At 69.1% G+C, this 18,737-nt stretch carries 15 protein-coding genes; 11 read left to right on the forward strand and 4 right to left on the reverse strand.

The features are described 5' to 3' along the window. Positions 1 to 201: 201 nt before the first annotated feature. Positions 202 to 1,239 (forward strand): dihydroorotase, encoded by a 1,038-nt coding sequence (pyrC, locus tag M0G41_RS17565; RefSeq protein ID WP_248211442.1) that lies wholly within the window; start codon positions 202 to 204, stop codon positions 1,237 to 1,239. Positions 1,240 to 1,590: 351 nt separating this feature from the next. Here pyrC and M0G41_RS17570 read toward each other — a convergent pair whose 3' ends face one another. From M0G41_RS17570 to thiC, 3 genes are all read right to left on the reverse strand, one after another. Next, a complete protein-coding gene (locus M0G41_RS17570) occupies positions 1,591 to 2,757 on the reverse strand; it encodes an acyltransferase family protein (RefSeq protein ID WP_248211443.1) in 1,167 nt (388 codons plus the stop codon). After that, the gene (locus tag M0G41_RS17575; RefSeq protein ID WP_248211447.1) at positions 2,744 to 3,766 is read right to left on the reverse strand and encodes a DUF2333 family protein; all 1,023 of its coding nucleotides are present in this window, start codon (positions 3,764 to 3,766) and stop codon (positions 2,744 to 2,746) included. Before M0G41_RS17575 ends, M0G41_RS17570 begins: the two co-directional genes overlap by 14 nt. Before the next feature lie 302 nt (positions 3,767 to 4,068). Next, on the reverse strand, positions 4,069 to 5,946 hold the full coding sequence (gene thiC, locus M0G41_RS17580) for a phosphomethylpyrimidine synthase ThiC (protein WP_248211449.1): 1,878 nt from the start codon (positions 5,944 to 5,946) through the stop codon (positions 4,069 to 4,071). An 815-nt stretch (positions 5,947 to 6,761) separates the two neighbouring features. Between thiC and rarD the strand changes: the two genes are divergently transcribed. From rarD to M0G41_RS17625, 9 genes are all read left to right on the forward strand, one after another. Continuing rightward, a complete protein-coding gene (gene rarD / locus M0G41_RS17585; RefSeq protein ID WP_248211452.1) occupies positions 6,762 to 7,664 on the forward strand; it encodes an EamA family transporter RarD in 903 nt (300 codons plus the stop codon). A 78-nt stretch (positions 7,665 to 7,742) separates the two neighbouring features. Further along, positions 7,743 to 9,206, forward strand: a complete 1,464-nt coding sequence (zwf, locus tag M0G41_RS17590) for a glucose-6-phosphate dehydrogenase (RefSeq protein WP_248211453.1) — start codon at positions 7,743 to 7,745, stop codon at positions 9,204 to 9,206. Positions 9,207 to 9,210: 4 nt separating this feature from the next. Continuing rightward, the gene (gene pgl / locus M0G41_RS17595) at positions 9,211 to 9,933 is read left to right on the forward strand and encodes a 6-phosphogluconolactonase (RefSeq protein WP_248211456.1); all 723 of its coding nucleotides are present in this window, start codon (positions 9,211 to 9,213) and stop codon (positions 9,931 to 9,933) included. Continuing rightward, on the forward strand, positions 9,933 to 11,753 hold the full coding sequence (gene edd, locus M0G41_RS17600) for a phosphogluconate dehydratase (protein WP_248211457.1): 1,821 nt from the start codon (positions 9,933 to 9,935) through the stop codon (positions 11,751 to 11,753). The genes pgl and edd overlap by 1 nt, the downstream gene beginning before the upstream one ends. Before the next feature lie 951 nt (positions 11,754 to 12,704). Next, positions 12,705 to 13,694 carry a glucokinase gene (gene glk / locus M0G41_RS17605; protein ID WP_248211459.1) on the forward strand — a complete coding sequence of 330 codons (990 nt, stop codon included), beginning with the start codon at positions 12,705 to 12,707 and terminating at the stop codon, positions 13,692 to 13,694. 13 nt (positions 13,695 to 13,707) lie between these two features. Continuing rightward, the gene (gene eda, locus M0G41_RS17610; protein ID WP_248211462.1) at positions 13,708 to 14,367 is read left to right on the forward strand and encodes a bifunctional 4-hydroxy-2-oxoglutarate aldolase/2-dehydro-3-deoxy-phosphogluconate aldolase; all 660 of its coding nucleotides are present in this window, start codon (positions 13,708 to 13,710) and stop codon (positions 14,365 to 14,367) included. A gap of 105 nt (positions 14,368 to 14,472) precedes the next feature. Next, entirely contained in the window at positions 14,473 to 14,868 is a 396-nt protein-coding gene (locus M0G41_RS17615) for a hypothetical protein (protein ID WP_248211463.1), read from the forward strand. A gap of 359 nt (positions 14,869 to 15,227) precedes the next feature. After that, a complete protein-coding gene (locus M0G41_RS17620; RefSeq protein ID WP_248211464.1) occupies positions 15,228 to 15,458 on the forward strand; it encodes a dodecin family protein in 231 nt (76 codons plus the stop codon). 42 nt (positions 15,459 to 15,500) lie between these two features. Next, complete coding sequence (locus tag M0G41_RS17625; protein ID WP_248211465.1) at positions 15,501 to 17,030, forward strand: FAD-binding domain-containing protein; 1,530 nt, start codon at positions 15,501 to 15,503, stop codon at positions 17,028 to 17,030. 445 nt (positions 17,031 to 17,475) lie between these two features. Here M0G41_RS17625 and M0G41_RS17630 read toward each other — a convergent pair whose 3' ends face one another. After that, on the reverse strand, positions 17,476 to 18,132 hold the full coding sequence (locus M0G41_RS17630; protein ID WP_248211466.1) for a YceH family protein: 657 nt from the start codon (positions 18,130 to 18,132) through the stop codon (positions 17,476 to 17,478). Between the two features lie 49 nt (positions 18,133 to 18,181). On the opposite strand from M0G41_RS17630, the gene M0G41_RS17635 reads away from it, so the two are divergent. Continuing rightward, positions 18,182 to 18,730 (forward strand): hypothetical protein, encoded by a 549-nt coding sequence (locus M0G41_RS17635; protein ID WP_248211467.1) that lies wholly within the window; start codon positions 18,182 to 18,184, stop codon positions 18,728 to 18,730. The last annotated feature ends 7 nt before the right edge of the window (positions 18,731 to 18,737 follow it).

Consider the following 18,737-nt stretch of genomic DNA (forward strand, 5'->3'; position numbering starts at 1 on the left):
GTGGCGGTCATGAGAAAGCTGCTCACCGCTGCCTGGACCCTCGTCAAAAGCCCAGAAAAGTACGACGGGAGCAGGCTGTTCCCGAGCCAAGAAATCGCTTGACAGGGAACAGAGTGTCTACAGGGGAGCAGTCGCGGCAGGCTTGCGGGCCGGCCGGCAGCGCCCGGGCAGTAGAATGCAGGCTTCGCTACGGAGCCGCGCATGACCGACCGCCTGACCCTGACCCGTCCCGATGACTGGCACCTGCACCTGCGCGACGGCGCGGCGCTGGCCGCGGTGCTGCCCGATACCGCGCGGCAGTTCGCGCGTGCCATCGTCATGCCGAATCTGAAGCCGCCGGTCACCACCACCGCGCTGGCCGCCGAATACCGCCAGCGGATCCTCGCCGCGCGGCCGGAGGGCTCGGACTTCGAGCCGCTGATGACGCTCTACCTCACCGACAACACATCGGCCGAGGAGATCGCGCGCGCCGCGGAGTCGGGCTTCGTCCATGCGGTCAAGCTGTATCCGGCCGGGGCCACCACCAACAGCGATGCCGGGGTCACCGACCTCGGCAAATGCCGCGCGGCGCTCGATGCCATGCAGCGCCACGGAATGCCGCTCTGCGTGCACGGCGAGGTCACCGACCGCGACATCGACCTGTTCGATCGCGAGAAGGTGTTCATCGAGGACAAGCTGATCCCGCTGCGTCGCGACTTCCCCGAGCTGCGCGTGGTGTTCGAGCACATCACCACGCAGGACGCCGCCGACTATGTGCGCGAGGCCGAGGGCGAGATCGGCGCCACCATCACCGCGCACCATCTGCTGTACAACCGCAACGCGATCTTCGTCGGTGGCGTGCGTCCGCACTGGTACTGCCTGCCGGTGCTCAAGCGCGAGCGCCATCGCGAAGCCCTGGTCGCCGCCGCGACCTCGGGCAACCCGCGCTTCTTCCTCGGCACGGACTCCGCCCCGCATGCGAAGCAGGACAAGGAGTCCGACTGCGGCTGCGCTGGCTGCTATACGGCCTGGCACGCCATGGAGCTGTACGCCACCGCCTTCGAGCGCGCCGATGCGCTGCACCGGCTGGAGGCCTTCTCCAGCCACTTCGGCGCCGACTTCTACCGCCTGCCGCGCAACCAGGGCACCGTGACGCTTGAGCGCGCCGAACAGGTCATCCCCGCCAGCCTGCCCTTCGGCGGCCGCGAGCTGGTGCCGCTGGCGGCGGGGGAGACGCTGGGCTGGCGGTTTACGGGGTAGCCGACCGGGCGCGTGATCGGGTGGCAAATAGGGGCGCAGAGCGGACGTTCGCCACCGCCCCGGATCGGGCGGGCTCTTCGTAGGAGCGGACATGGCCGCGACCGCGGAGATTCGCTCCGGCCGCGGTCTGTGGTGAATACGCCGCGCCGCGGTCGCGCCCATGTGCGCTCCCACAGTCGGGCTTCGTTGGGCGTCAGCGAAGCCCCATAGGGTGCGTCTTGGACGCACCGATACGGGCGTTCCGACGGTATGCCCGGTGCGGCCAGCCGCACCCTATGAATGTCTTATTTACGAATGTCTGCTTTGCGCCCGAAGCGGCCCCCGGGATTGAATGCGCCTGGAGGGCGCGGCTCAGGTGCCGGCCTGGCGGGGCGCCGTGGCGCCGGATGGGCTGCCCCGGGCCCAGCGCAGGCAGGGCCGTTCGAGCAGGCGCCAGCTGGTCCAGGACAGGGCCAGGGTGATGCCAAGGCAGGCCAGGGCCAGCGCCGGCTTCGACAGCACGGGCAGGCGCAGCAGGAGCAGGATCACGCCGGCATGCCACAGGTAGATGCCGTAGCTGAGATTGCCGGCGCCGCGTATCAGGGCTGCCAGCCGGCGCGGGGGAGCGGGGAGACGCAGGGCCAGCCAGATGCTTATCGAGGTGGCGACACAGACCGCTGCATAGGCGCCCAGCAGGCCGGCCAGCCGGGTCCAGTAGCCGGCCTGCAGGTGGAGCAGGGCGGCGCCCGCGGCGCCCCAGGCGAGCAGGGCCAGCAGGGCGATCCATGCAGAATTGCTCGCCCGATCGCTGCCCGGGCGCCTGTGCTCGAGCAGGCGGGCCGCCGCGGCGCCGCCGGCGAAGCTCAACATCACGCCGGGCAGCTGGGTAGCCAGAAAGAAACCATGGCCGGCGCCCTGCGCCTCGTCCATGGGCGCGACAGCGTTGAAGACGACCAGCCGCCATGCGACCGATACCAGCGCGGCCGAGATCAGCAGCCAGGCCGGTGACACCCGAAGTGCCCAGGGTGCGATCAGCAGGAGCAGGGCGTAGAACTGCATTTCCACGCCAAGGCTCCAGCTGGGGCCGTTCAGGGCGCCGTGCAGGGAGGGAAACAGGTTGTGCAGGAACAGTGCGTGGCTGGCGAGGTTCCACAGCGCGTCATCCTGCTGCAGGCGGAACGGTTCGACGACGAGCAGGAAGAGCACGCAGCTGGCGAGATAGAGCGGGACGATGCGCGCCAGGCGGCGGCGCGTGAAGGTCATCCTCCAGCCGTCCGCCGGGCTGTCGATCAGGCGTCGGGTGGAGATCACCATCACCGCGCCGCTGAGGGCGAAGAACAGATCGACGCCGAGGAAGCCGAAGTTCAGCCAGCCCCCGATTGAGGAGACCGGCACTTCCAGGCCGCCCATGACGATCAGGTGGTAGCCAAGCACGGACAGCGCGGCGAAGGCGCGCAGCGCGTCGAGCCAGAGGTAGTGCCCCGAGTCGCCGGGCGGGCGCGTGCCGCGCCCGCCTTGCCCTGCCTCAGCCTCGCTCAAGCAGCTTGCGCAGGTCGATCACTGCGGCGTTGGCCCGCGAGATGTAGTTGGCCATCACCAGCGAGTGGTTGGCGAAGAAGCCGTAGGGCGAGCCGTTGAGCACGATCGGGCTGAACAGCGGCGTCTGCGACTCTTCCAGCTCGCGGATGATCTGGCGCAGGGAGACCAGGGCGTTCTTATCGCGCAAAACGGGCTCGAAGTCGTGTTCGACGGCGCGCAGGAAATGCAGCAGCGCCCAGGTCGAGCCGCGGGCCTCGTAGAAGACATCGTCGACCTTGAGCCAGGGCGTGCGCACGGTCTGCACGTCCGGGGCAGGGGTCGACTGCCGGGCGTCCTTGTCGCCGCCGAGGTCGGTATCGACGCGGATCTGGCCGACGCTGGCCGAAAGCCGCTGCGAGAGCGAGCCGAGGCGCTTTTCGACCACCGCCAGCCAGTCGGCGAGGTTGTCGGCGCGGGCGTAGAACTGCGCGTTGAACTCGTCGTCATCGGTGAGCCGGGTGAGGTAGGCGTCGACATGGCCAATGGCCTTGCGGTACTGGTTCTCCGAAGCCGGCAGCAGCCAGCGGTCCGACGGCGTTGAAAACAGCGGGTCGGCCTCCAGCAGGTCCGGATCCTCGGTGCTCTGCGTCTGCGAGCGGGAGAACTCGTTGCGGAACGCCTTGGCGAGGTCACGCACCTGGACCAGGGCACCAAACTCCCAGTTGGGCACGTTGTCCATCCATACGCCCGGCGGGGCGTAGTCGTTGGACAGATAGCCGCCGCGCTTGTCGAGCAGGGTCTCGGAGACGCGGATCAGGGTGGACGTGGTCACGCTGCCGACCACCACCGGCTGGCCCTCGGCCGAGGCGCGCTTCTGAGCCGACTTGACCACGTCGAACGGGCGCGGCTCGTAGTCCCACCACCACCAGAGCACGCAGGCGACCAGCAGCCAGATCGCCACCACGGCGGTGACGATACGGATCCAGAGGTGGCGTTTTTCCTTCGGGGTCATGCGGGTCTTCAGGGACATGGCGACTCCTCGATTCGACTCGGGGCGGACGACTGACGCCATCGGCCAGAGCTCACATTATCAGCTAAGCCGTCGACGGCCGGTGGCGGCTGATCGTGACAGGGGGCTGGGGTGGAGCGGTGGGTAAGGGCATATTGAGGGCGCGAAGTGCGTCTTTGCCTCGGTCCCGCTGTAGGAGCCAGCTTGCTGGCGATTGGCGCCCCGGACGGGACGGTCGCCAGCAAGCTGGCTCCTACATTCGGGTTTTGCGGAAGGTCTTCTTCGCGCCCGAACCTGCCGGCGCCTGCCCTTGTCCGGCCGGGCTACTCCGGCTGGTAGACCTCGGCGCCCTTCTCACGGAATTCGGCGGCCTTGGCCTGCATGCCCTTTTCCAGCGCCTCCTGCTCGGAGATGCCCTGTTCGGCGGCGAAATCGCGCACGTCCTGGGTGATCTTCATCGAGCAGAAGTTCGGCCCGCACATCGAGCAGAAGTGGGCCTGCTTGTGGGCGTCCTTGGGCAGGGTCTCGTCGTGGAACTCCTGCGCCTTTTCCGGATCGAGGCCGAGGTTGAACTGGTCGCTCCAGCGGAACTCGAAGCGCGCCTTGGACAGCGCGTTGTCGCGGGCCTGGGCGCCGGGGTGTCCCTTGGCGAGATCAGCCGCGTGGGCGGCGATCTTGTAGGTGATGATGCCGTCGCGCACGTCCTGCTTGTTGGGCAGGCCAAGGTGCTCCTTGGGCGTCACGTAGCAGAGCATGGCGGTGCCGTACCAGCCGATCATCGCCGCGCCGATTGCGCTGGTGATGTGGTCGTAGCCGGGCGCGATATCGGTGGTCAGCGGGCCGAGCGTGTAGAACGGCGCCTCGCCGCACTCGCGCAGCTGCTTGTCCATGTTCTCCTTGATCAGCTGCATCGGCACGTGACCGGGGCCTTCGATCATGGTCTGCACGTCGTGCTTCCAGGCGATCTTGGTCAGCTCGCCCAGGGTCTCAAGCTCGCCGAACTGGGCAGCGTCGTTGGCGTCGGCGATGCTGCCTGGGCGCAGGCCGTCGCCCAGCGAGAAGGCCACGTCATAGGCCTTCATGATCTCGCAGATTTCCTCGAAGTGCGTGTAGAGGAAGCTCTCCTTGTGGTGCGCCAGGCACCACTTGGCCATGATCGAGCCGCCGCGCGAGACGATGCCGGTGACGCGCTTGGCGGTCAGCGGGATATAGGCCAGGCGCACGCCGGCGTGGATGGTGAAGTAGTCCACGCCCTGTTCGGCCTGCTCGATCAGGGTGTCGCGGAAGATCTCCCAGGTCAGCTCCTCGGCGCGGCCATCGACCTTCTCCAGCGCCTGGTAGATCGGGACAGTACCGATGGGGACCGGGCTGTTGCGCAGGATCCACTCGCGGGTCTCGTGGATGTGCTTGCCGGTGGACAGGTCCATCACGGTATCGGCGCCCCAGCGGATCGCCCAGACCATCTTCTCGACTTCCTCGGCGATCGAGGAGGTCACCGCGCTGTTGCCGATATTGGCGTTGATCTTCACCAGGAAGTTGCGACCGATGATCATCGGTTCGGATTCCGGGTGGTTGATGTTGTTGGGGATGATGGCGCGGCCGCGGGCGACCTCGTCGCGGACGAACTCGGGGGTGATCAGCTTGGGCAGCGCCGCGCCGAAGGACTCGCCGGGATGCTGGCGCAGCAGGTGCGCCTCGCGGATCGCCTCCAGCTTCTGGTTCTCGCGGATGGCGATGTATTCCATCTCCGGGGTCACGATGCCGCGCTTGGCGTAGTGCATCTGGCTGACGTTGGCGCCGACCTTGGCGCGCAGCGGGCGGTGGGTGGCGGGAAAGCGCACCGGGGCCAGCTTCGGGTCATTGGCACGCTGAACACCGTACTTGGAGGTCAGGCCGGGCAGCTGCTCGGTGTCGCCGCGCTCGCGGATCCACTCTGCACGCAGGGCCGGCAGGCCGGCGGTCAGGTCGATGCGGGCCTCGGGATCGGTGTAAGGGCCTGAGGTGTCGTAGACGGTGAACGGGGCGTTCTTCTCGGCGCCGAACATCTTCGGCGTATCGGACAGCGCGATCTCGCGCATCGGCACCCTGAGGTCGGGACGCGAGCCCGTAACATGGACCTTGCGCGAGCCGGGGATGGGCCGGGTGACGTCGGCGGAGAGTTCGGAGGTGCGACGGATCAGGTCGGAGGGCAGGGCATTCATGACTTCGGCGCTCGCTGGGCTTACGGAGAGTGGGGAAGCGAGCGCGTCGGCGGGGCCGGCGAAGACTCCCTCGCCAGCGCGACCGCCGGCCAGGTTCCAAGGGTTTGATCTCAGCCCGGACCGCGCCCGGACACCCCCGCTTCAGTGCCGCCATTCAAGCACGAAGCAGGGCGCGCTGCGAGCGAGGGGAGTTGGACGGGGAGCCGGGAGTGGGGAATGGGGAGTGGGGATCGGGGGGCGGGGAGCGGGGTGGCGCGGTGGCTTGCCGCTCGCGGTTCGATACCTCACCGCGAACGGGGGGCGGGGAGTCTCGAGGCGTGTGGGCGCGTTTGAGCGCCAGTGGGGGCGGGAACAACGTTCGGGCGCGCGCTGTCGGCTCTTGCCCCACCCCTTGCGCCGCCGAAGGCGGGGTAGGGGGAGGTTGGGAGGGGGTTCGTCCGGCCTCGCGTCGAGGTCGCAGTCGGCCCATCTGCGAACGAGGCGCCCGGACCCGCACAGCAAGCTGCGCTCAACGGAAAGGCCCCATCCGTTCGGGCTGAGGTATCGAAGTCCGGACGGCGAGGCGGGTTGCCGCTCGCGGTTCGATACCTCACCGCGAACGGGGTGGCGGGCAAGTTTGCGGGAAGGCTGCATCCGTTCGGGCTGAGGTATCGAAGCCCGGACGGCGCGGCGGATTGCCGTTCGCGGTTCGAACCCTTGCCTCGAACGGGATAGTGGACCCGGGCGTCGTAGTCCGTGATCGGCGCGTCTATCAGCCTCGCCTGCTGCGATGCACAATGGCCGGGCCGGCAGCGCCGTGCTGCCGAGGACCCAGCATGACCGACACCTCGCCCGATCGCCGCGGCCTGCTGGCGGCCCTGTCCGCCTACGCGCTGTGGGGCGTGTTTCCGCTTTACTGGGCGCTGCTGGCCAGCGTGCCCTCGCTGCAGATCATTGCCCACCGGGTGGTCTGGTGCGTGGTCTTCGTGCTGGTCTATCTCGCCGTGCGCGGCATGCTGCCCGCGCTGCGCGAGGCCTTCGGCAATCCGCGGCTGCTGCGCCTGCTGCTGCTCAGCGCGGGGCTGATCGGGCTGAACTGGGCGGTCTACATCTGGGCGGTGACCCATGGCGAGGTGGTCGAGGCGAGCCTGGGCTACTTCATCAATCCGCTGGTCAGCGTCGTTCTGGCCGTGCTGGTGGTCGGCGAGCGGCTGCGGCGGGTGCAGTGGGCGGCGGTCGGGCTTGCCGCGCTGGGCGTGCTCTGGCTGAGCACGCGCCACGAGGGCGTGCCCTGGATCGCCCTCGTGCTGGCCGTGACCTTCGGCTTCTATGGCCTGGTCCGCCGCTACGCGGTCATCGACGCCATTCCCGGACTGGCGGTGGAGAACCTCGTCCTGCTGCCGCTGGCGCTGGGCTGGCTGGTCTGGTCCGAGCTGGCCGGCAGCGCGGCCTTCCTGCACCAGCCGGGCTGGAAGGACCTGCTGCTGGTGTTCGGCGGCGCGCTGACCGCCCTGCCCCTGATCGGCTTCGCCTACGGCGCCCGACGCATCCCGCTGTCGCTGATCGGCCTGCTGCAGTACCTCGCACCCACCCTGCAGCTGATCTGCGGGGTCCTGCTGCTGGGTGAGCCCTTCGTCGCCGAGCAGGCGATGGGCTTCGGCATGATCTGGGCCGCCCTCGCCATCTACGCGGCCGACGGCTGGCGCCGCGCGCGGCGACGGGTCCCGGCGGCGGCCTGAGCGGCCTGTGCAATCGTATGCGTGGCAGAACGCAGCGGCCGAGCGGTTAGATTGGGGTCTTCCCGAAGGAGCGCGTGGATGAGTTCGCAACCTGCTTCCCTGCTGGTGATCTTCGGCGCCACCGGCGATCTGGCGCAGCGCATGCTGCTGCCCTCGGTCTACGGCCTGCACCGTGATGGCCAGCTGCCGCCCTATTTCCGGCTGCTCGGGACGGCGCGCTCCGAACTGGACAGCGCAGGCTTCCGCGACATGGTGGCGGCGACCATCGAGCAGCGCGTGCCCGAGGCCGACCGCGACGAGGCCTCGCTGCGCGCCCTGCTCGAGCGCATCGAGTACCAGCCGGCGGCACTCGGCGATGAGGACTCGTTCGCCCAGCTCACCGAACGGGTCAGGTCGATGCGCGACGGCGACGTGGTCTTCCACCTGTCGACCGCGCCGCGCTTCTACGGCCAGATCTGCGCCGACCTCGCCCGCCACGGCCTCGCTGACCCGGGCACGAGGGTCCTGCTGGAAAAGCCGATCGGCCACGACCTCGCCACCGCCATCGAGATCAACGACGGCGTCGCGCAGAGCTTCGACGAGGATCGCATCTACCGCGTCGACCACTACCTCGGCAAGGAGGGCGTGCAGAACCTGATCGCCCTGCGCTTCGGCAATGCGCTGTTCGAGCCGCTGTGGAACGCCCGGCACATCGAGCAGGTGCAGATCACCGTCGCCGAAACGGTGGGTGTGGAGGGCCGCGGCGACTACTACGACGACTCCGGCGCCATGCGAGACATGCTGCAGAACCACCTGCTGCAGCTGCTTTGCCTGACCGCCATGGAGCCGCCCTCGCAGTTCGACCCCAGCGCCGTGCGCAACGAGAAGAAGAAAGTGCTGCGCTCGCTGCGCCCGATCGGACGCGCCGACGTCGCCGGGCACAGCGTGGCCGGCCAGTACACGGCCGGCGCGGTAGACGGCAAGGCGGTCCCGGGCTATGTGGACGAGCTGGGCCGGCCGAGCCGCACCGAGACCTTCGTCGCCCTGCGCGCGCACATTGACAACTGGCGCTGGTCGGGCGTGCCGTTCTACCTGCGCACCGGCAAGCGCATGCCGCGGCGCTGCACCGAGATCTACCTGCAGTTCCGCGCGGTGCCGCACTCGATCTTCGCCCAGGCCGGGGCCAACGTTGATCCCAATGCCCTGGTCATCCGCCTGCAGCCGGAGGAGCACATCGAGCTGAGCCTGATGAGCAAGACGCCCGGCCTCGACCGGAACGGGCTGCGCCTGTCGCAGGTCTCGCTCGACCTCGACCTGCACGAGGAGTTTGCCCACCACCGCCGTCGGCTGGCCTACGAGCGTCTCTACCTCGACGCCATCGAAGGCAACGGCACCCTGTTCGTGCGCCGCGACGAGGTCGAATGTGCCTGGGCCTGGGTCGACGAGATCTTCGATGGCTGGCGCCATGCCGGCACCGTGCCGAAGCACTATCCGGCCGGCACCTGGGGGCCGAGCGCGGCGGTCTCGTTGACCGAGCGCCACGGTCACAGCTGGCGGGAGTAGGGCGATGGAGTCGAGAGGAAGGGTGCGCGGCGTGCTGGTCGAATGCCCGGACGCCGGTGCCTTTGCAGCGGCCCTGGCCAGCCGGCTCGGCGAACTGATCGACCGGGCGCTGACCGAGCGCGGCCGGGCGGTGCTGGCACTGGCCGGCGGGCGCACCCCGTTCGCCGCCTATCGGCTGCTCGCCGCGCAGGCGCGCGACTGGTCGCGCGTCTCGCTGCTGGCGACCGACGAGCGCTGGGTCGACGCCGACCACGCGCACCGCAACGAGGCGGAGATGCGGCGCGCCTTTGAGGCCGCCTCCGGTGTACATTTCGTTCCGTTGGTGCCGGCGAAGGCCGATGGAGCGCCGAACGCGGAGTTCGCCGAGGCCCGGCTGGTCGATCTGGACGCGCCCTTCGATGCCGTGGTCCTTGGCATGGGCGGCGATGCGCATACCGCCTCCTTGTTCCCGGGGAGTCCGGGCCTTGATTCCGCCATCGATCCGTCCAGCGCGGGCAGCGCCTTCGTCGTCACGCCGCAGCCGCTGCCGCCCGAGGCCCCGCATGCCCGGATCACCCTCGGTCTTGCACGGCTCAAGCGCAGCCATGCGCGTATCCTTGGCATCACCGGCGACGGCAAGCGCAAGGTCTGGCAATCGGTGCTCGACGCCGAGCCCTCCGCCGATCGGCCGATCGGCCTGTTCCTGCACGACGCCGCCGCGCCGGTGGCCGTGTACTGGAGTCCGTGATGAGCCTTGATCCCCGAATCGCCCGCGTCACCGAACGCATCATCGAGCGCAGCCGCAGGACCCGCGGTGACTACCTCGCCCGCATCGAGGCAGCGCGTGAAACCGCGCCGGCCCGCTCGCGTCTTGCCTGCGGCAACCTTGCCCATGCCTTCGCCGCGAGCGGCGCCGACAAGCCGGCGCTGAAGGGGCTGCGCGCACCGAACATCGGCATCGTCACCGCCTTCAACGACATGCTCTCGGCGCACCAACCGATGGAGCACTACCCGACCCTGATCCGTGCAGCGGCCCGGGCCATCGGCGCCACCGCCCAGGTCGCCGGCGGGGTGCCGGCGATGTGCGATGGCGTGACCCAGGGCCGCACCGGCATGGAGCTCTCGCTGTTCTCCCGCGACACGATTGCGCTGGCCACCGGTGTCGCCCTGTCGCACGAGGCCTTCGATGCCGCGCTGCTGCTTGGCGTCTGCGACAAGATCGTGCCGGGCCTGTTGATCGGCGCGCTGAGCTTCGGCCACCTGCCGGTGGTCTTCGTCCCCGCCGGGCCGATGACCTCGGGCCTGCCTAACAAGGAAAAGGCCGCCGTTCGCCAGCGCTTCGCCGAGGGCAAGGCGACCCGCGACGAGCTGCTCGAGGCCGAGAGCGCCTCCTACCACGGCCCCGGCACCTGCACCTTCTACGGCACCGCCAACTCGAACCAGATGCTGATCGAGATGATGGGCCTGCACGTGCCGGGCAGCGCCTTCGTCAATCCCGGCAGCGCGCTGCGCGACGCGCTGACCGTCGCCGCCACCGAGCGCGCCGCGGCGATCACCGCGCTGGGTGACGACTACCGCCCGATCGGCCGGGTGATCGACGAGAAGGCCATCGTCAACGCCCTGGTGGGTCTCGCCGCAACAGGCGGTTCCACCAACCACGCCATCCACCTGGTTGCCGTGGCCCGCGCCGCCGGCATCCTGATCGACTGGGATGATCTCGACGAGCTTTCCCAGGCCACTCCGCTGCTGACCCGGATCTATCCAAACGGCAGCGCCGACGTGAACCATTTCCACGCCGCCGGCGGCCTGGGCCTCGTCATCCGCGAGCTCCTCGCCGCCGGGCTCGCGCATCGCGACATCCTGTGCATTTCCGGCAGCGATCTCGAGGGCCAGGCCCGCGAGCCCTGGCTGGACGGCACCACCCTTCGTTTCCGCGAACCGCCGGCCGAGTCGCTGGACCGCGACGTGCTGCGCACCCTGGCCGATCCGTTCGCCCCGGAGGGCGGGCTGCGCCGGCTGTCCGGCAACCTTGGCCGCGCCGTGGTCAAGATCAGCGCGGTTGCTCCCGAGCATCGCCGTATCAAGGCGCCGGCAAAGCTCTTCGACTCGCAGGATGCGCTGCTGGTCGCCTTCAAGGCCGGCGAGCTGAGCGGCGATTTCGTCGCCGTCATCCGCGGCCAGGGCCCGCGCGCCAACGGCATGCCCGAGCTGCACAAGCTCACGCCCACCCTCGCCGTCATGCAGGACCGCGGCCAGAAGGTCGCCCTGCTCACCGACGGCCGCATGTCCGGCGCATCAGGCAAGGTACTGGCCGCCATCCACGTCGTCCCCGAAGCCGCCGACGCCGGCCCCATCGCCCGCGTCCACGAGGGCGACCTGATCCATATCGACGCCGAGGCCGGGCTGATCAGCGCCGAGGTCGACGAGGCCGAATGGTCGACCCGCGCGCCCTGGCAGGGCGACTTCAGCGGCAACCGCGCCGGTGTCGGTAGGGAGATGTTCGGGCTGATGCGGGCCAATGTGGGATCGGCCGAGCAGGGGGCCTGCTCGTTGTTCTGCGATGGCTGAGCGGCGCAGGCCGATGGCAATCCGCTTCTGCGCGGCTACCGCTTGTTGTAGGAGCCAGCTTGCTGGCGATGGCCGGGCCAGGCGGCTCTTCTGTGGGAGTGGGCTTGCCCGCGACCGCTCGGCTGAGTCCTGCCGCGGTGGCGCCTCGATCCGGGTTTTGAGCCAGCATCGCGGCCAGAGCGAAATCAATATCAAGAGCGTTCCGGACTGCCCTGCGGGCCGCCCGAGTCACCTTTCTTTGCTTGTCCAAAGCAAGGTGACCCAAAGAAAGGACACCCCGGTCAGGCGCCTTCCGGGCTTCCTGCCCTCCAGGTACGCGTGCGGGTTCCGAGGGTTCGCCGACAGCGCCTGCTGCGCTGGGCGAACGCGAGCACGTCCCTGTGCTCGCCCCTGCGGGCCTTGTTCTCCACCCGCCCGCCGCCAGACAGGGGCCGCGTTGATCGTCCATCCTGGCCGCAAAGCCCGCAAGCCCCACGCAACGCTTGGTCGAAGCGTGCTCTTGATCTTCGGGTCCCGTGTGCAGCGCCGAGCAACGCAGCCGGCTTCGGGGGAAAGGCGCGCATGTTCGAGCACATGGATGTGCGAGCTGGGCTGCTTCGCAGCTACCACGAGCTCGAGCTCGAACGCGCCGGCCCGAAGCTGGCGAGTAGCGCAGGGCACCGGCGCTGCAAAGCAGCGTCGGCGCGGAAGTGGGGTCGCCTTTCTCTTGGTTACTTCTCTTTGGCGATCAAAGAGAAGTAACTCGGGCCGGCCGCACGTGGGAATGGCCAAGGACGGCCATGCTTTGGGAGCGAGGAAGGTCGGTCTGAAAGCACTTGCTTCTGCTCTGGGCTCAAGATCAAGCGCACCTGCGTCGCGACGCAGCCCTCCCATCGCCAGCAAGCTGGCTCCTACAGTCCGCCGTTCGGTGCGGCCAGGGAGCACTGCCGGCGGGCGCCGCGAGGTCATCCAGTGACCCCCAACGACAACCCCAACCTTGCGCTGATCGCCGATATCGGCGGCACCAATGCGCGCTTTGCGCTGAGCGACCTGGCGACCCCGCATCCACAGATCCTGCAGCCGCAGAGCCTGCCGGCGGCGGAGTTTGCCAGCCTGCAGCATGCCGCCGAGCACTACCTGCAGTCGGTGGGCGAGAGCCCGAGGCGGGCGGCGATTGCCGTGGCCTGTCCGGTGGGCGCGGATGAGATCCGCCTGACCAACCGGGCCTGGTCGTTCTCGCAGGCCGAGCTGCGCGAAGTCCTGGGGCTGGAACGGCTGCAGGTGTTGAACGATTTCGGTGCGGTGGCCTGGTCGGTGCCGGAGCTCGGTCCGGAGGACCGGGTCACCCTGCACGGCGACCCGGCGGCGGCGCTGCGCGGGCCGGTGACGGTGCTCGGGCCAGGGACCGGGCTAGGCGTAGCCATGCTGGTCGGCAGCCAGGCCGAGGGCTGGCGGGTGATCGAGACCGAGGGCGGCCACGTCAGCTTTGCCGCGCTGGGCGAGGAGGAGCAGTGCATCGATCGCTGGATCAGCGCGCGGCACGGGCGGACCTCGAACGAGCGGCTGCTCTGCGGAACCGGGTTGTCCTACATCCACGCCGCCCTGGGCGGTGCCGAGGTCGGTCGGCCGGTGGGCAAGCAGCATCCTCTGCGTGACCCGGCCGAGATCGTCGCTTCGGCGCTGGAGGGCCACGACCTGCTGGCGCGGCGCACGCTGGCCCGCTTCTGCGCGGTGCTTGGCAGCGTCGCCGGAGACGCTGCGCTGATCCATGGCGCGCGCACGGTACTGATCGCCGGCGGCATCGTGCCGCGCTTCCTGCCCTTCCTGCGCAGCAGCGCGTTCCGCGAGCGTTTCCTGGCCAAGGGGCGTTTCGCCGCCTACCTTGAGTCGGTCAGCATCCATGTCATCACCCATGCGCACCCCGGCCTGCTCGGCGCAGCGGTCGCCCTGCGCCAAGCCTGAGGAACCGCAACGCATGACCGCCTGGACTCCCGAAAGCCGCGCCGCCGCAGTGGACGCCGTGTTTGCCGCGGCCCCGGTGCTGCCGGTGATCGCCATCGATGACCTTGAACAGGCCGTTCCCCTGGCGCGCTGCCTGGTCGATGCCGGACTGCCGGTGCTCGAGGTGACCCTGCGCACGGCCGTCGCGGTCGAGGCGATCCGGCGCATGGCCTCGGAAGTGGAGGGCGCCATCGTCGGCGCGGGAACCGTGCTGTCGGCGACCGATCTGGCCAATGTCGCAGGCGCCGGCGGCCGGTTCGCCATCTCTCCGGGCGCGACCGAGGCGATCTACGCTGCCGCCGCCGCTTCACCGATTCCGCTGATTCCGGCCATCGCCACCGCCAGCGAGCTGATGCGTGGCATGGAGCATGGCCACCGCCGGTTCAAGTTCTTCCCGGCCGAGAGCAGCGGAGGCATTGCCGCCCTGAAGAGCTTCGCCGGCCCCTTCGCCGGCGTCCGCTTCTGTCCCACCGGCGGTATCGATCTCGTCAAGGCCCCGGCCTACCTCGCGCTGGGCAACGTCGCCACCCTTGGCGGCTCATGGATGGTGCCCAGCGACGCGCTGAGGGCCGGCGACTACGCGCGGATCGGACGGCTCGCCGCGGAGGCCGCCGCCCTGGTGCGCAAGGACTGACGGCGGCAGGTGCGCAGGGCAGGCCGCTCGTACTACTCTCGCAGCCCGGACAACAACTGATTGGAGCGGACGATGGCGCCAGTGAAGGCCTTCATAGCGGGATTCGTGTCCACCCTTGTCTTCCACCAGGGTCTGCTCTGGCTCTTCCATCTCGGCGGCCTGGTGCCGAACATGCCGTGGAATCTGGCGCCGGTGCCGCCAATCGGCGTGCCCTCGGTGATCTCGCTGGCCTTCTGGGGCGGCGTCTGGGGCATTGGCCTGTGGCTGCTCCTGCGCAATGTCGCCCGCAGCCGATACTGGCTCAACTGGACCCTGTTCGGCGCCATCGGCCCGACCGCGGTGGCCCTGTTCATTGTCTTCCCGCTCAAGGGGTTGGCTTTCGCTGGTGGCTGGAGTCCCAAGCTGATCATCGGCGCCCTGCTGCTCAACGGCGCCTGGGGATTCGGCTGTGCCCTGCTGCTCAAGCTGATGGGCGAGAAGGCCGGGCGCGCGGTGCGTTAAGGAGCCTCTGACCAAGTCCAGTGCCCCGCGTTGCCGCGGTGTGCGTTCGCACCAAGGCGGACGCCGCAGGACGTGGTGGTGCCACGTTCAAGGTGGCCAACGCAGGTGCGGGCGCACACCGTGGCAACCCTCCGGGCCGGGATTGTGCAGCCATCCAGCTGCGTTGCGCGTCTTGGCCGTGGCACCACCACACCCTGCGCGCGCGCCTTGCTGGCCGGCTGCACAACCTCCGGCGAGGGGCGCTGGACTTGGTCAGAGTCTCCTTAAGGCGGCGGAACGATCGGCCTTGATGCGGCGCAAGGTAGCGTGCGCGGAACGCGCGGCGCAGACTGGGCGCTCCTTTCAACGGGGAGAAGCCCATGTCGGTTGCCAAGGTCATCGAAGTCATTTCGGTCAGCAAGACCAGCTTTGACGATGCGATCAAGCAGGGCATCGCGCGTGCCACCGAAACCGTCAGCGACGTCGCCGGCGCCTGGGTCAAGGACCAGAGCGTCGATGTCAGCGGCGGCAAGGTCACCGGCTACCGGGTGACCCTCAAGCTGACCTTCGTGCTCAAGGGGGCCGGCAAGGCCAAGCCCAAGGCCAGGTAGGGCTTTACCTCTGCTCCACGGCCGCGGCGCCAGCATGGCGCCATGGTCGTCATCGTCTGGTTCAAACGCGACCTGCGGATCGCAGATCACGCGCCGCTGCTTGCGGCCTGCGGGTCGGGCGGCGAGGTCGTGCCGCTCTACATCATCGAACCGGAAGCCTGGGCGCAGCCGGACGCCTCGCCGCGCCACGGCAGCATGCTTAGGCCCGCGCTGGAGGAGCTCGATGCGGCGCTGAGGCGCCGCGGCAGCTGCCTCGTGGTGCGCCGTGGGGAGGCCATCGAGGTGCTCGATGCCCTGCGCCGGGAGGTGGCCATCGCGGCGGTGCATTCGCACGAGGAAACCGGAAACGGCTGGAGCTATGCCCGCGACCGCGCGGTGGCCCGCTGGTTGCGCGAGCACGGGATCGAATGGAGGGAGTGGCCGCAGGGCGGCGTGGTCCGCCGCCTGCGCAGCCGCGATGGCTGGGCCCGCCAGTGGGAGCAGCGCATGTCCGGCGATCCCCTGCCTGCGCCCGGCGCGCTTCGCCTGCCGCGTGCGCTGCTGCCGCTGCGCGAACGGTCGCTCGATCTGGGTGGCCTGCCACTCGAACGCAACGATCTGCTGCAGGCCGGCGGTCGCATTGCAGCGAGGGACTGCCTGGAGAGTTTTCTCGACGGCCGGGGCGCCGGCTACCAGCGCGGCATGAGTTCGCCCCTGCGCGGCGCCGAGGTCTGCTCGCGGCTATCGGTGGGCCTTGCGACCGGCGCCGTGTCGATGCGCGAGGTGGTAAGGCGGACCCGCGCGGCGCGGAACGCTGGCGAAGCGATGACCCCGGCGCGCGACCTGGTGTCTTTCGACAAACGCCTGCACTGGCACTGCCACTTCATCCAGAAGCTGGAGTCCCAACCGGATATCGAGTTCCGCAACGTCCATCGCGGTTTTGATGGTCTGCGCGAAACCGGGTTCGACAGCGAAGCCTTCGGGCGCTGGTGCCGGGGTGAGACCGGCTGGCCCTTCGTGGATGCCTGCATGCGCTCGCTGCTTGCGACCGGATGGCTGAACTTCCGCATGCGGGCGATGCTGGTGGCGGTCTCCAGCTACCACCTGTGGCTTCACTGGCGCGAGCCGGCCCTGCATCTCGCTCGCCAGTTCAGCGACTACGAGCCCGGCATCCACTACAGCCAGGTGCAGATGCAGGCCGGGGTCACCGGCATCAACATCCCGCGCATCTACAACCCGGTCAAGCAGTCACTGGATCAGGATCCCGAGGGCGAGTTCATCCGCCGCTGGCTGCCCGAGCTGGCCGCGCTGCCGGGGTCGCGCATCCACGAGCCCTGGCGGATGTCATCTGCCGACCAGCGTCGCTACGGGGTGCGGCTGGACGCCGACTACCCGCTGCCGGTCCGTGACCACCTGCAGGCCGCGCGCCAGGCGCGAGACCGACTGTTTGCCTGGCGCGGACGGGAAGGCATGGCCGAGCAGAGCCGAAGTGTCCTCGCACGTCACGGCAGCCGCCGTCCTGCCGGCCGACGCGTCATCGCCGGGGACGCCGCCCCGTCCGCATCGAGGCAGGCGGATCTGTTTGGCGGGTAGGACGGCGGGGTTGGGCGCGAAGAAGACGTTCATAGGGTGCGGCTCGCCGCACCGGGCATACATTCCAGATGCCCGTATCGGTGCGCCAAGGCACACCCCATGGGGCTTCGCCGACGCGCAACGAGGCCCGACGCAAATGGGCTCGACCGCGGAGATTCGTCCTGGCCGCGGTCTGTGGTGAATCCCTGGCGCTGCGGTCGCGCCCGAGGGCACTTGCACACTCGGGTCTCGTTGAATTGCGAGAATGTGGTCGAAGGGGGGCAGGATCTGGACGCGCCGGAAGGGCGCGAAGTTCGCATGCGCCCCGGCCCCGCTGTAGGAGCCAGCTTGCTGGCGATAGGCGCCCCGGATGGGACGATCGCCAGCAAGCTGGCTCCTACATCCGGGTGTTGTGGAAGGTCTTCTTTGCGCCCAACTTTTGCATTGAAGCGCGAAGGGCGCGTCCTCAGTCGTGGCGGAGGCGCTGCTCCAGGGCCTCGATGCGCGATTCCAGCGCAGCGATGCGGTCGAGCAGTTCGTCGCGTCCGGCCGCGGGGCCTCGCGGGCTGGAGGCGGCGTTCTCGCGCAGCGCGTCGACGTCGACCGGGCCCGAGAGCAGGTGCATGTAGCGATCCTCGCGCTGGCCGCCCGACCTGGGCACGCGGATGACCAGGGCGGGATTGCGCTGGATCAGGCGATCCAACGTGTGGTGCAGGTCATCGAGGTCGGCGAAGGCGTGCAGGCGATCACTCCGCTGCAGCAGTTCGGGCGCTGTCTGCGGGCCGCGCAGCAGGAGCAGGGCGAGCACGGCCTGCTGGGCGCGGGTTACGCCGAAGGCCTCGGCGAAGCGGTGCTCGTAGCGCTGCGCCCGGGAGCCGTGCACGCTGCGCAGCAGTCGGCGCGCTTCCATCTGCCGAAGGGCATGTCCCACCTCACCGGGCTCCAGCTCCATCACCGGGTCGCGGCTGGTCTTCTGGTTGCAGGCCAGCTGCACCGCGTTCTGGGTCAGCGGGTATTGCTCGGGGGTCGTGGCTTCCTTCTCGACCAGGCAACCGAGGATGCGGGCTTCGATGGGGTCGAGCTGGGGCGTTTCGGCCTGGGCGTCCTGCGGGCTTTCACTCACGGGTAATCTCCGACTGTCCGGGTGTGGCCGACTGGCTACACTGACGGGCATGAAGTATGCGGCATCGCCAGCTCGGATTCCTGATGCGGGCATCCGCAGGCAGGCCGGCGTGCTGGTTTTCGTGGCCTGGCTCGGCTTTGTTTGTGCGAGTTTCTGGAGCCTCGCCGTGACGCCACGGCTCGCCGAACGCGACGCGCTCTCGGAAAGGGAATTCAGCCTGGCTGCCGAAGCCTGGTGGCGCTCGCACGACGCATTCGCGCCGCGGATGACCCTGGTGGTGTTGCCGGGCTGTGAATGCGCCGGGGCGGCCGGCATCGATCTGCTTCGCTCGGCTTCGGGGCTTGATCTGCCCGTGCTCGAGGTCGGTCGCACAGCGGCCCCCGCCTGGGACATCGCCCACGGCCTGCCGCAGGACGGCGCCATCGATGCGTTACTGTTTGCCGAGGACGGCGGGCTGCGCTATGCCTTCCTCCGCGCCAATCCGGATCACTGCGTCAGTATCGGCACAAGGCTCCGACAGGGCCTGTTGCCGGAAGCGCCAACCAGAGTTTGGCCGGGCCTGTGCCCCTGTCCGGCCCAGCGTCGCACGAGTACCTGAGGGAGGG

It is taken from the genome of Pseudomarimonas salicorniae (genome assembly GCF_023156535.1).
GTDB lineage: Bacteria > Pseudomonadota > Gammaproteobacteria > Xanthomonadales > Xanthomonadaceae > Pseudomarimonas > Pseudomarimonas salicorniae.